Here is a 12,286-nt window from a genome sequence, read left to right as displayed (position 1 = left end):
TCGTCGTGACCGCGCCCATGCCGCCGATCCGCGCGGGCATGCGGAAGTATGTAGGGGCGACCGCTGCGACGACGCATCGAACGACGCACCGAAAGGCGAACGATGACCACTCTGCTGGTGACCGGGGCCGCCGGTTTCATCGGGTCCAACTTCGTCCGGTACTGGCTGGGGACCCACCCCGGCGACCGGGTGGTCGCGCTCGACGCGCTGACCTACGCGGGCTGCCGGGAGAACCTCGCCGACCTCGAGGACGGGATCACCTTCGTCCACGGCGACATCCGCGACCGTGAGCTCATCGAGTCCACGCTGCGCGAGCACCGGGTGGACGTCGTGGTCAACTTCGCCGCCGAGTCCCACAACAGTCTGGCGATCATCCGTCCGGGCGAGTTCTTCTCCACCAACGTCATGGGCACGCAGACCCTGCTGGAGGCGGCCCGGACCGTCGGCGTCGCGCGTTTCCACCAGATCTCCACCTGCGAGGTCTACGGCGACATGGACCTCGACGACCCCGGCGCCTTCACCGAGGACTCCCCCTACCTGCCCCGGACGCCGTACAACGCCGCCAAGGCCGGCTCGGACCACGCCGTGCGCTCCTACGGCTACACCTACGGCCTACCGGTCACCATCACCAACTGCTCGAACAACTACGGGCCGTTCCAGTTCCCGGAGAAGGTCATCCCGCTGTTCGTGACGCGGGCGTTGCAGGGCCAGTCGCTGCCGCTCTACGCCTCCACGAAGAACCGACGGGAGTGGCTGCACGTGGTGGACCACTGCCGGGCCATCGAGGCGGTGCTCGAGCGCGGCACTGTGGGTGAGACCTACCACGTCGGCTCCGGCATCGAGGCTGACATCGAGACCATCGCCGACCTGATCCTCGGCGAGCTCGGCCTGCCCGCCTCGCTGAAGACGATCGTGCCGGACCGCCCCTCCCACGACCGCCGCTACCTGCTGGACTCCGGCAAGCTGCGGACGACCCTCGGCTGGGAGCCGCGGATCAGCTTCGCCGACGGGATGAAGGCCACTATCGGCTGGTACCGCGACAACGAGGCCTGGTGGCGTCCCCTTCTCGGGCGCTCCCCCGTCTCGGAGACCGCCTGGCAGAGCTGACCCACCGAGCGGATCGGGCCCGGAGGCTGCTCCGGGGCTCGGCGGCTCCACGGGCCACGGTGTTCCGCGGAACACCGTGGTCGGAAAAGGCGTCATGATCGCCGGTATCGCCGGTGTCCCGGGCCCGCCCGCGGCCCCTGGCCCCGCGAAGGCCCCTGACCAGCGGAGATGAGAACTGTCGGTGGCGGATGCGACCCTGCTCGTGTCCGCTGATCGACGACACCCCTGGCCCGGTGACCACCATGATCGAACACCAGACGCCTTCCCCGGCAGCCCCCACCTCTCCGGCCCCCGACCTCGACCCGGCGCCCGGCCGGGAGACGACACCCACGCTGAACCTCATGCCGCCAGGCCTGGACGCACAGACCGCGCCACTGCCAGACCTGGAAACCGCGATCTGCGGCTGGGCCGGCCGGCTCGCGGCCGCGACCTGCGGCTGGCTCACCCTGATCGCCGCCTTCGACCAACGCGGCGGCTGGTCAGGGGTCGGGCTGCGCTCGTGCGCGCACTGGCTGTCCTGGCGCTGCGGGATCGGACTACGTGCCGCCCGCGAACACCTCGCCACCGCCCGCGCCCTCGAACACCTCCCCGCGGTGCGGGCGGCGTTCGCCGACGGCATGATCTCCTACTCGAAGGTCCGGGCGATCACTCGGATCGCCGACCCCGCCACCGAGCGTCTCTGGCTCGAGCACGCCCTGCACTGCACCGCGGGCCAGCTCGAACGCCTCGTCCGAGCCCTCCGCCAGGCCACCAATCCGGCCGACCACGCTCAGGCGCAGGCGGCCCGGCGGGTCTCCTGGCGCACGGACGACGAGGGCATGCTGTACCTGACCGCGACCCTTCCTCCCGACGAGGGCGCCCAGCTCATCGCCGCGCTCGACGCCGCCCGCAGCAGCCTCACCACCACCGGCACCGCCGATCAGCCGCCTCCCGACGAGGACATCACGGCCGTGCCACGGGATCGCCACCGCGACGCCGACGCGCTCCTCGCCCTCGCCGAGGGGTTCCTCCAACAGCCCGCCCCCGGGCTCGCCTCACCCACCCACACGATCACCGTCCACGTCGACGCCACCACCCTGCTCGACACCACCCAGCCCCCGCGCCCCACGCCCAAGCTCGGGCCCAGGCCCGGATCGCGGGTGGAGATCTCACCCGGGATCGGCCTGTCCCCCGCGGTCCTGCGCCGACTCGGCTGCGACGGGCTGATCCGTACCCTGCTCACCGACCCCCACGGCAACCCCCTCCGCCTCGGCCGACGCCGCCGACTACCCACCCGGCAACTCCGCGACGCCGTCCACGCCCGCGACCACGGCACCTGCCAATACCCCGGCTGCGCCCACACCCGCTGGCTCCACATCCACCACCTCACCCCATGGACCAACGGCGGCACCACCGACCCCGACAACCTCACTCTCATCTGCGGCCAACACCACCGCACCCTGCACAACGACAACATCGAACTCCGCAGAACCCCCACCGGGCAGATCACCGCCCACCTCCCCGACGGCCGCACCCTCCACCCCACACCACCCCTCAACCCCGGGGCCCAACCCACCACGGACCTCACCCAGACCACCCGACACGTGGCCCCCGACGCGATCACCACCCGCGACGGCGGCCCGTTCCACCTCGCCGAATCGGTCCGCGCACTCCTACAAGACCACGCGGTGAGCCACCGCCTGGCCGGTCAGGCGGAGCTGGCGGTGACCTGCTCGTAGAGGCGGGCGGTGCGCTCGGCCACCGCGGGCCAGCCGAACTCTGCGACGGCGCGGTCCCGCCCGGCACGCCCCATGGCGGCGGCCCGCCCGGGGTCGGCGAGCACCTCGTTGATCGCGGCCGCCAGCGCCGCCGGGTCGTCCGGTGGGACGAGCAGGCCTGTCTCGCCGGACGCCACGACCTCGGGGATGCCGCCTACCCGGGAGGCGACCACGGCCGTGCCGCAGGCCATCGCCTCCAGGTTGACGATGCCCAGCGGCTCGTAGACGGACGGACAGGCGAACACCGTGGCGTGCGAGAGGAGCTGGATCACCTCGGGCTTGGCGAGCATGCCGGACAGCCAGATCACTCCGTCGCGGCTGGCGCGCAGGCCGTCCACCAGCTCGGTGACCTCGGCGAGCAGCTCGGGGGTGTCCGGGGCGCCGGCGCAGAGCACGAGCTGCGCGGACGGGTCGAGCCGGGCGGCGGCCCGCAGCAGCACGGGCAGCCCCTTCTGCCGGGTGATGCGCCCGACGAAGACCACCGACGGACGACCCGGGTCCACCCCGTGGCGCTCGAGGACGTCGGTGCGGTCGTCCGGGGTGTACTCGTCGGTGTCTATGCCGTTGCGGATGACGTGCACCCGGCCGGGGTCGACCTCGGGGTAGGCGTCGAGGATGTCGGCGCGCATGCCCTCGCTGACCGCCACCACGGCCGCCGCGGCGGAGATCGCCACCCGCTCGCACCAGGACGACAGCCGGTAGCCGCCGCCGAGCTGCTCGGCCTTCCACGGCCGGCGCGGTTCGAGCGAGTGCGCGGTCATCACGTGCGGGATGCCCCGCACGAGAGACGTCAGATGCCCGGCGAGGTTGGTGTACCAGGTGTGGGAGTGCACGACGTCGGCGCCGCCGGCACGGTCCACCGCCGCCGCCATCGACAGGTCCATCGAGGCGATCCGCAGCGCGTCGTTCGCCCCGTCGAGCGCCGGCCAGGGCCGGTGCGCCTCGACCGCGGCCGGGCCGGCGGTGTCGGCGGTGTCGAGCGGTGGGCGCGGGTCGCCCTCGCAGTGCACGGTCAGGTCGACCAGACGCGCCAGCTCCCGCGCGAGGTACTCGACGTGCACCCCGGCGCCGCCGTAGACGTCCGGCGGGTACTCACGTGTGAACAGCGCGACCCGCATCCGTTCCTCGGCCCTTCAGTCGATGTGGATCCCTCGGCGCGGATCAGTCCGCGATCGTGACGCCCTTGCCGACCACGGTGACGCCGGCCTCGCTGACCTGGTAGCCGCGGGCCCGGTCGTGCTCCTTGTCCACCCCGACGATCGCGCCCGGGGGGACGACCACGTTCTTGTCGAGGATGGCGTCCCGGACGACGGCCCGCCGTCCGACGACGGAGTTGTCCATCACGACGGCGTTCTCGACGACCGACCACGAGTTCACCCGGACGCCCGGGGACAGCACGGAGCGGCGCACCGTGCCACCGGAGATGATCACACCGTTGCTGACGATGCTGTCGGTGGCGACGCCGACGCGGCCCGGCGTGTCGTGCACGAACTTCGCCGGGGGGACGGAGGGCGGGACGTTGGTGTAGATCGGCCAGTCCCGGTTGTAGAGGTTGAAGACCGGGTCGAGCGCGCACAGGTCCATGTGCGCGTCGAAGTAGGAGTCCAGGGTGCCGACGTCCCGCCAGTAGCCGTGGTCGCGTTCGAGCGCCCCGGGCACCTGGTTGGCGGCGAAGTCGTAGACGGCGGCCGTGCCCTGCTCGACCAGCATCGGGACGATGCTGCCGCCCATGTCGTGGACGCTCTCCGGGTCTGCGGCGTCGGCGCGCAGGGCGTCGATGAGCACGTCGGTGGTGAACACGTAGTTGCCCATCGACGCGAAGATCTCGTCCGGGCGGCCCGGCAGCCCGGGCGGGTCCGCCGGCTTCTCCAGGAACTCCGCGATGGTGACCCCGTCGTCCGCGGTGCGGATCACCCCGAACGCGCTGCCCTCCGACCGGGGGACGCGCAGCCCGGCCACCGTGACCCCGGCGCCGGTCTCCAGGTGCTGGGCGACCATCTGACGCGGGTCCATCCGGTAGACGTGGTCGGCACCGAAGACCACCACCACGTCGGGGGCCTCGTCGTGGACGAGGTTGAGCGACTGGTGGATGGCGTCCGCGCTGCCGGCGAACCACTGCGGGCCCAGCCGCTGCTGGGCGGGCACCGGCGTCACGTAGTTGCCGAGCAGGTTGCTCATCCGCCAGGTGGTCGTGATGTGCCGGTCGAGGCTGTGGCTCTTGTACTGGGTCAGCACGGCGATCCGCAGATAGCCGGCGTTGACCAGGTTCGACAGGACGAAATCGACCAGGCGGTAGATCCCGCCGAAGGGCACCGCGGGTTTCGCGCGGTCGGCGGTCAACGGAGCCAGGCGCTTACCCGCGCCACCCGCCAAGACAAGACCCAGCACCCGCGGGCTGCGCATACTTCGGCCCGGCTCCCCGTGATCGACCCGAATCCGGGACGGATCCGCCCCGGCACGGACCGGATGACCACACCCGGGCATCTGTCCAGGCTGTGTGCATTCCGGCCATCTCGGAGCCTACAAGGGACCACCGGGGTCGGTGGCTGCACGTCAAAGAGTTAGCCACGAGGTCAGAAAACGGTCAGGTCACGCTATGACGCCACGGCGACCCAGGGTGCCGCCCCGGGCCGCCGTTCCGTACTAATCAGACGTTGAACCCGAGAGCGCGCAGCTGCTCCCGACCCTCGTCGGTGATCTTGTCCGGACCCCACGGCGGCATCCAGACCCAGTTGATCGTGACGTCGTTGACCAGGTTGTCCGGCCCGTCGACGAGCGCCGAGCGGGTCTGGTCCTCGATGACGTCGGTCAGCGGGCAGGCCGCCGAGGTAAGCGTCATGTCGAGGGTGACCGTGTTGTCGTCGGCGATGTTGATGCCGTACACCAGGCCGAGGTCGACGACGTTGATCCCGAGCTCGGGGTCGACGACGTCGCGCATGGCCTCCTCGACATCGTCGAACGATGCCTTCTCCACGACGACAGCCCTTTCGGCGACCTGCTCCGTCTGGGTGGGGGTGGCGGTCTCGCTCATGGTCACTTCTCCTGCTCCGGGACGACGGCGGTGGCCTGCTCGGTGGCCTGTGCGGTGGCGTCCTTCCAGGCCATCCAGGACAGCAGCGCGCACTTCACCCGGGCCGGGTACTTGGAGACGCCCGCGAACGCCACCGCGTCCTCGAGCACCTCCTCGTCGCCCTCCTGGGTGCCGCGGGACTGCATCAGCGCCAGGAACTCGCGTTCGAGCTCCAGCGCGTCCGCCACCGACTTCCCGATCACCAGGTCGGCCATCACGCTGGCCGAGGCCTGGCTGATCGAGCAGCCCTCGCTCTCGTAGGACACGTCCGCGACGACACCGTCGGCGACCTTGACCCGCAGGGTCACCTCGTCGCCGCAGGTCGGGTTGACGTGGTGCACCTCGGCGTCGAACGGGTCACGCAGGCCGCGGTGGTGCGGGTTGCGGTAGTGGTCCAGGATGATCTCCTGGTACATGGAGTCGAGCTTCACTTCAGGAAGAACCTCCTGACCTGCCCGAGACCTTCCACCAGCGCGTCGACGTCCGCGGTGTTCGTGTACAGGTGGAACGAGGCCCGAGTCGTCGCCGGCACGCCGTAACGCAGGCAGACCGGGCGGGCGCAGTGGTGGCCGACCCGCACCGCGACACCCTGCTCGTCCAGGATCTGGCCGACGTCGTGCGGGTGCAGCGGGCGGTCCTCGTCGTCGCGCAGCGCGAACGAGATCGCCCCGCCGCGGCCCTCCGCGGTCGGCGGGCCGATGATCCGCAGGCCCGGGACGCCCGCGAGCGCGTCGAGCGCGTACGCGGTGATCTCGTGCTCGTGCGCGGCGACCGCGTCCATGCCGAGGCCGGTGAGGTAGTCCACCGCGGCGCCCAGGCCGATCGCCTGGGAGATCATCGGGGTGCCCGCCTCGAAGCGGTGCGGCGGGGCCGCGTAGGTCGAGGCCTCCATCGTGACGACCTCGATCATCTCGCCGCCGCCGAGGAACGGGGGCATCACCTCGAGCAGCTCACGCCGCCCCCACAGCACGCCGATGCCGGTGGGCCCGCACATCTTGTGGCCGGTGAAGGCGAGGAAGTCCACCCCGAGGTCGACGACGTCGATCGGCATGTGCGGCACCGACTGGGAGCCGTCGAGCACGGTGAGCGCGCCGACCTCCCGGGCCCGGGCGACGATCGTCGCGACCGGGTTGACCGTGCCGAGGATGTTCGACTGGTGCACGAACGAGACGATCTTCGCGCGGTCGGTGATGACCTCGTCGAGGTGCGCCAGGTCGAGCCGGCCGTCCTCGGTGAGGCCGATCCAGCGCAGGGTGGCGCCGGTGCGGGCGCACAGCATCTGCCAGGGCACCAGGTTGGAGTGGTGCTCCATCTCGGTGATGACGACCTCGTCACCCGGCCCGAGCCGGAACCGCTCCGCTTCCGGACCGCCCGTGACGGCGTTGCTCATCGCGTAGGCGACGAGGTTCAGCGCCTCCGAGGAGTTCTTCGTGAACACGATCTCGCGCCGGTCGGTCGCGCCGACGAACGCCGCGATCTTGTCCCGGGACTCCTCGTAGAGGGCGGTGGCCTCCTCGGCGAGCACGTGAATGCCGCGGTGCACGTTGGCGTTGTGCCGCTCGTAGTAGGTCCGCTCGGCGTCGAGGACGACCAGCGGCTTCTGCGACGTCGCGGCGCTGTCGAGGTAGACCAGCGGCAGGCCGTCGTGCACGGTGCGGGCGAGGATCGGGAAGTCGCGGCGGACCCGCTCGACGTCGAACCCGGCGCCGGCGGCGGTGACGGCCCCCACCTCACGGGATTCGATGACCGTCATGAGATCGCCGCCGCCTCGGTGCCCTTGACGTACCGGTCGTAGCCGGAGTCCTCCAGGGTCGCCGCGAGCTCGGGGCCGCCCTCGTCGACGATCCGCCCGCCCGCCATGACGTGCACGAACTCGGGCTTCACGTAGCGCAGGATGCGGGTGTAGTGGGTGATGAGCAGGATGCCCGTCTCCCCCTTGGCCCGGACCGCCTCGATGCCGGCGGAGACGATGCGCAGCGCGTCGACGTCCAGGCCGGAGTCGGTCTCGTCGAGGATGGCGACCTTCGGCGCGAGCAGCGTCATCTGCAGGATCTCGTGCCGCTTCTTCTCACCGCCGGAGAAGCCCTCGTTGACGCTGCGCTCGGCGAACGCCGGGTCCATCTCCAGCCCGGCCATCGCCTGCTTGACCTCCTTGACCCAGGTCCGCAGCTTCGGCGCCTCGCCGCGCACCGCCGTCGCCGACGAGCGCAGGAAGTTCGACACCGAGACGCCGGGCACCTCGACCGGGTACTGCATCGCCAGGAAGATCCCGGCCCGCGCGCGGGCGTCCACCGCCATGGCGAGGACGTCCTCGCCGTCGAGGGTGACGGTGCCCTCGGTGACCGTGTACTTGGGGTGGCCGGCGATGGAGTAGGACAGCGTGGACTTGCCGGAGCCGTTCGGCCCCATGATCGCGTGGGTCTCGCCCTTGCGGACGGTGAGGTCGACCCCGCGCAGGATCTCGCGCGGGCCCTCGGTGTCGGTGTCCACCGACACGTGCAAGTTGCGGATCTCGAGAACAGACACCGCGGTCGTCACCCTCGCTTCGGGTTCGTGTGAAGGTCGACGAGTACGTCGTCGCCGTCGATGGTCACTGGGTAGGTGGGCACCGGGTCGATGGCCGGCAGGCTCGTCGGCTCGCCGGTGGCGAGGTCGAACTGGGAGCCGTGCAGCCAGCACTCGATGAGGCCGTTCTCTACTTCGCCCTCGGAGAGCATCACGTCGGCGTGCGAGCACTCGTCCCGCATCGCGTACAGCCGGCCGCCGGAGCGGACGACGCAGACCGGCTCGCCGTCGATCTCGACGCCGAGCGCGGCCTCATCGCCGAGGTCGGCGGCGGCGCAGACGCGCCGCCAGTGCGTCTCGGTCGTATCGGTCGTATCGGTCGTCCTGGTCATACGCCCACCGCCGCGAGCTCCTCCTCGACCCGGCTCATGACGCGCTCGCGCAGGTCGGGAAGGTCGATCCGGTCGACGATCTCGGCGAAGAAGCCGCGGACGACCAGGCGACGGGCCTCGTCGGCGGGGATGCCGCGCGACATCAGGTAGAACAGCGCCTCGTCGTCGAAGCGGCCGGTGGCGCTGGCGTGGCCGGCGCCGGCGACCTCGCCGGTGAGGATCTCCAGGTTGGGCACCGAGTCGGCGCGCGCGCCGTCGGTGAGCACCAGGTTGCGGTTCAGCTCGTAGGTGTCGGTGCCGACGGCGTCGGCGCCGATCACGACGTCGCCGATCCACACCGCGTGCGCGCCCTCGCCCTGCAGCGCGCCCTTGTAGGTCACCCGGCTGCGGCAGGACCGCGCCTCGTGGGTGACCAGCAGGCGGTGCTCCTGGTGCTGGCCCGCCTCGGTGAAGAACAGCCCGTACAGCTCGGCGTCGCCGCCGGGGCCGCGGTAGTCCACGGTCGGGCTCAGCCGGACGAGGTCGCCGCCGAGGGTGATCGTGAACGAGCGCAGGCGCGCGTCGCGGCCCACCGAGTAGGCGTGCGCGCCCAGGTGGACGGAGTCGTCCGCCCAGTCCTGGACGGTGACGAACGTCAGCGCCGCGCCGTGGCCGATGAACACCTCGACGTTGCCGGCGAAGGTGGCGCTGCCGGTGTGGTCGAGCACGACCGTGGCCGTGGCGAACGGGCCGAGCTCGACGAGCACGTGCTCGTAGCAGACCCCGCCGTCGCCGCGCAGGCTGACGACCACCGGTTCGGTGAGCGCGGCCTCGGCCGGGACGGTGACGGACAGGCCGCCGTCCGAGCGGGCCATGGCGAACGCGGACGGGCGGTCCGCCGGGGTGAGCACCCGGCCGATCCGGGAGTCCGTCGGCGCGAGCCGCTCGATCTCGACGCCGTCCGGCGCGGAGACCGAGACGTCGATCTTGGACTCGGCCGCCGGGCCGTTCAGCAGGCCACGCAGGCGGCGCAGCGGGGTGAACCGCCACGCCTCCTCCCGGCCGCCGGGTACCGCGTGGTCCTCGGGGTCACGGGACCGGACGGGACGCGGAGCCGCGCCGGCCTGGGCCGGGGGGCGTCCCGTGGCATCGATGACGGCCATCAGCCGACTGCGCCTTCCATCTGGAGCTCGATGAGCCGGTTGAGTTCGAGGGCGTACTCCATCGGCAGCTCGCGGGCGACCGGCTCGATGAAGCCGCGCACCACCATGGCCATCGCCTCGTCCTCGGACAGACCGCGGCTCATCAGATAGAAGAGCTGGTCCTCGCCGACCTTGGAGACGCTGGCCTCGTGCCCGATGGAGGCGTCGTCCTCGCGGACGTCGACATAGGGATAGGTGTCGGAGCGGCTGACCGTGTCGACCAGCAGCGCGTCGCACTTCACCGTCGACCGCGAGGCGTGCGAGCCCTCGTTGATCTGGACCAGGCCACGGTACGAGGTCCGGCCGCCGCCGCGGGCCACCGACTTCGAGACGATCTTGGACGAGGTGCGCGGCGCCGCGTGCACCATCTTGGCGCCGGCGTCCTGGTGCTGGCCCTCACCCGCGAAGGCGATCGAGAGGACCTCGCCGTGGGCCTGCTCGCCGAGCAGCCACACCGCCGGGTACTTCATCGTCACCTTGGAGCCGATGTTGCCGTCGATCCACTCCATCGTGGCGCCCTCGTGGCAGGCCGCCCGCTTCGTGACCAGGTTGTAGACGTTGTTCGACCAGTTCTGGATGGTCGTGTACCGGCAGCGGGCGTTCTTCTTCACGACGATCTCGACGACCGCGGAGTGCAGCGAGTCCGACGAGTAGACCGGCGCGGTGCAGCCCTCGACGTAGTGGACGTAGGCGCCCTCGTCGACGATGATCAGCGTGCGCTCGAACTGGCCCATGTTCTCGGTGTTGATCCGGAAGTAGGCCTGCAGCGGGATCTCGACCTGCACGCCCGGCGGGACGTAGATGAACGAGCCACCCGACCACACCGAGGTGTTCAGCGCGGCGAACTTGTTGTCGCCGACCGGGATCACCGAGCCGAAGTACTCCTGGAAGATCTCCGGGTGCTCGCGCAGCCCCGAGTCGGTGTCCAGGAAGATGACACCCTGCTCCTCAAGGTCCTCACGGATCTTGTGGTAGACGACCTCGGACTCGTACTGGGCCGCGACGCCGGAGATCAGCCGCTGCTTCTCCGCCTCCGGGATACCGAGCCGGTCGTAGGTGGCCCGGATCTCCTCCGGCAGGTCCGCCCACTCCTCGGCCTGCTTCTCCGTCGACCGGACGAAGTACTTGATGTTGTCGAAGTGGATGCCGGACAGGTCCGCGCCCCAGGTCGGCATGGGCTTGCGCTCGAAGAGCTTCAGCCCCTTGAGCCGCAGGTCGGTCATCCAGGACGGCTCGCTCTTCTTCGCCGAGATGCCACGTACGACCGCCTCGGAGAGGCCCCGCTCGACGTCGACGGCATAGGCGTCCGCATCCGCCCAGCCGAACCGGTAGGAGCCAAGGCCCTCAAGGGCGGTCTCGGCAGAGGTGGTCATAGAGAACCTTCCGGAAAGGTGGATGGTTGTGATGTCTGCCCGGACGGGGTCCTGTCGGGCGCCGCGCCCGATGGCCCGCAGGCCCCCGACGGCGAGAGCACCGTGATCGACTCCACCGGGATCACCGGTATGTGTGTGGTGCAGACGCCGTCGCCGTGGGCGATCGTGGCGAGACGCTGCACGTGCGTGTCGAGAAGCCGCGCCAGCATCGCCGTCTCGGCCTCGCACAGCGCGGGGAACCGCTCGGCCACGTGCTGCACCGGGCAGTGGTGCTGGCAGATCTGGGTGCCGCTGGGCAGCTCGGAGACGCTGGCCGTGTAACCGGCCTGGGTCATGGCCGCGGCGATCGCCTCCGGGCGCTCCGCCGGCGGGACGGCGACGACCTCGTCGCGGATCCGCCGTTCCAGGTCGACGCCGCGGGCCCGAGCGAACTCGGCCACCGCGTCGGGGCCGCAGGCGTCCGCGAGGAACAGCAGCGCGCCGGCGGCCAGGTCGGAGTAGGCCGTGGGGCCGGCCTGGTGCCCGGCCTCGGTGAGGGTGTAGCGCCGGGCCGGGCGGCCCCGCCCGCGCCGGCCGTGGACCATGGTCGATGTGGTCGTTATGGTGCCGTCCGAGGTCATCGCGTCGAGATGCCGGCGGACGGCCGCGGGCGACAGCCCGAGCTCGTGCGAGAGGTCGGCGGCCGTCGACGGGCCGCGCTCGAGCAGGAGGCGCACGAGGCGATCACGGGTGCGACCGTCGGTCGCTCCCGTGGACACCTCCTGCTGCCCGACCTTCTCCTGCTCGCTTTTCACAACACCAGTGTGCCCTATTTCCAGGACGTGGTCGAACCGAGGCGGCCGTCGCCCACCTGACGGGCCCGTGATGTCCTTCATAGGGTCGGGTCACCGACAGAAGTCGG

The 12,286-nt window shown here is 71.0% G+C and carries 12 protein-coding genes; 2 read left to right on the top strand and 10 right to left on the bottom strand.

Going from position 1 to position 12,286, the window contains the following annotated elements; all coding sequences use genetic code 11:
* Window positions 1–102 precede the first annotated feature (102 nt).
* Entirely contained in the window at window positions 103–1,107 is a 1,005-nt protein-coding gene (gene rfbB, locus B056_RS0118410) for a dTDP-glucose 4,6-dehydratase (RefSeq protein ID WP_018503338.1), read from the top strand.
* Between the two features lie 242 nt (window positions 1,108–1,349).
* Entirely contained in the window at window positions 1,350–2,825 is a 1,476-nt protein-coding gene (locus tag B056_RS0118405) for an HNH endonuclease (protein ID WP_076784723.1), read from the top strand.
* Here the strand turns inward: B056_RS0118405 and glgA are convergent.
* The 10 genes from glgA to B056_RS0118355 all read right to left on the bottom strand — a co-directional run bounded on the left by glgA (window position 2,795) and on the right by B056_RS0118355 (window position 12,179).
* On the bottom strand, window positions 2,795–3,982 hold the full coding sequence (gene glgA, locus B056_RS0118400; protein WP_018503336.1) for a glycogen synthase: 1,188 nt from the start codon (window positions 3,980–3,982) through the stop codon (window positions 2,795–2,797). The two genes, B056_RS0118405 and glgA, sit on opposite strands and share 31 nt — an antisense overlap.
* Before the next feature lie 43 nt (window positions 3,983–4,025).
* Window positions 4,026–5,267 (bottom strand): glucose-1-phosphate adenylyltransferase, encoded by a 1,242-nt coding sequence (glgC, locus tag B056_RS0118395; protein WP_018503335.1) that lies wholly within the window; start codon window positions 5,265–5,267, stop codon window positions 4,026–4,028.
* 244 nt (window positions 5,268–5,511) lie between these two features.
* Window positions 5,512–5,895 (bottom strand): metal-sulfur cluster assembly factor, encoded by a 384-nt coding sequence (locus tag B056_RS0118390; RefSeq protein WP_035751828.1) that lies wholly within the window; start codon window positions 5,893–5,895, stop codon window positions 5,512–5,514.
* A gap of 2 nt (window positions 5,896–5,897) precedes the next feature.
* On the bottom strand, window positions 5,898–6,365 hold the full coding sequence (gene sufU, locus B056_RS0118385; RefSeq protein ID WP_018503333.1) for a Fe-S cluster assembly sulfur transfer protein SufU: 468 nt from the start codon (window positions 6,363–6,365) through the stop codon (window positions 5,898–5,900).
* Window positions 6,362–7,687 carry a cysteine desulfurase gene (locus B056_RS0118380; RefSeq protein WP_018503332.1) on the bottom strand — a complete coding sequence of 442 codons (1,326 nt, stop codon included), beginning with the start codon at window positions 7,685–7,687 and terminating at the stop codon, window positions 6,362–6,364. Before B056_RS0118380 ends, sufU begins: the two co-directional genes overlap by 4 nt.
* A complete protein-coding gene (gene sufC / locus B056_RS0118375; protein WP_230203060.1) occupies window positions 7,684–8,460 on the bottom strand; it encodes a Fe-S cluster assembly ATPase SufC in 777 nt (258 codons plus the stop codon). Before sufC ends, B056_RS0118380 begins: the two co-directional genes overlap by 4 nt.
* Before the next feature lie 8 nt (window positions 8,461–8,468).
* Window positions 8,469–8,831, bottom strand: a complete 363-nt coding sequence (locus B056_RS0118370; RefSeq protein ID WP_018503330.1) for a non-heme iron oxygenase ferredoxin subunit — start codon at window positions 8,829–8,831, stop codon at window positions 8,469–8,471.
* Window positions 8,828–9,973 (bottom strand): Fe-S cluster assembly protein SufD, encoded by a 1,146-nt coding sequence (gene sufD / locus B056_RS0118365; protein ID WP_018503329.1) that lies wholly within the window; start codon window positions 9,971–9,973, stop codon window positions 8,828–8,830. Before sufD ends, B056_RS0118370 begins: the two co-directional genes overlap by 4 nt.
* Complete coding sequence (gene sufB, locus B056_RS0118360; protein WP_018503328.1) at window positions 9,973–11,385, bottom strand: Fe-S cluster assembly protein SufB; 1,413 nt, start codon at window positions 11,383–11,385, stop codon at window positions 9,973–9,975. Before sufB ends, sufD begins: the two co-directional genes overlap by 1 nt.
* The gene (locus B056_RS0118355) at window positions 11,382–12,179 is read right to left on the bottom strand and encodes a helix-turn-helix transcriptional regulator (RefSeq protein WP_018503327.1); all 798 of its coding nucleotides are present in this window, start codon (window positions 12,177–12,179) and stop codon (window positions 11,382–11,384) included. The genes sufB and B056_RS0118355 overlap by 4 nt, the downstream gene beginning before the upstream one ends.
* Between the last annotated feature and the right edge of the window lie 107 nt (window positions 12,180–12,286).

This window comes from Parafrankia discariae (assembly GCF_000373365.1).
Taxonomy (GTDB): Bacteria; Actinomycetota; Actinomycetes; order Frankiales; family Frankiaceae; genus Parafrankia; species Parafrankia discariae.
This window is presented reverse-complemented; position numbering and strand designations above follow the sequence as displayed.

Bases quoted from the DNA above. Each gene is read 5' to 3' on its own strand.
- rfbB (WP_018503338.1), top strand. From the start codon at position 103: ATGACCACTCTGCTGGTGACCGGGGCCGCCGGTTTCATCGGGTCCAAC.
- B056_RS0118405 (WP_076784723.1), top strand. From the start codon at position 1,350: ATGATCGAACACCAGACGCCTTCCCCGGCAGCCCCCACCTCTCCGGCC.
- glgA (WP_018503336.1), bottom strand. From the start codon at position 3,982: ATGCGGGTCGCGCTGTTCACACGTGAGTACCCGCCGGACGTCTACGGC.
- glgC (WP_018503335.1), bottom strand. From the start codon at position 5,267: ATGCGCAGCCCGCGGGTGCTGGGTCTTGTCTTGGCGGGTGGCGCGGGT.
- B056_RS0118390 (WP_035751828.1), bottom strand. From the start codon at position 5,895: ATGAGCGAGACCGCCACCCCCACCCAGACGGAGCAGGTCGCCGAAAGG.
- B056_RS0118380 (WP_018503332.1), bottom strand. From the start codon at position 7,687: ATGACGGTCATCGAATCCCGTGAGGTGGGGGCCGTCACCGCCGCCGGC.
- B056_RS0118370 (WP_018503330.1), bottom strand. From the start codon at position 8,831: ATGACCAGGACGACCGATACGACCGATACGACCGAGACGCACTGGCGG.
- sufD (WP_018503329.1), bottom strand. From the start codon at position 9,973: ATGGCCGTCATCGATGCCACGGGACGCCCCCCGGCCCAGGCCGGCGCG.
- sufB (WP_018503328.1), bottom strand. From the start codon at position 11,385: ATGACCACCTCTGCCGAGACCGCCCTTGAGGGCCTTGGCTCCTACCGG.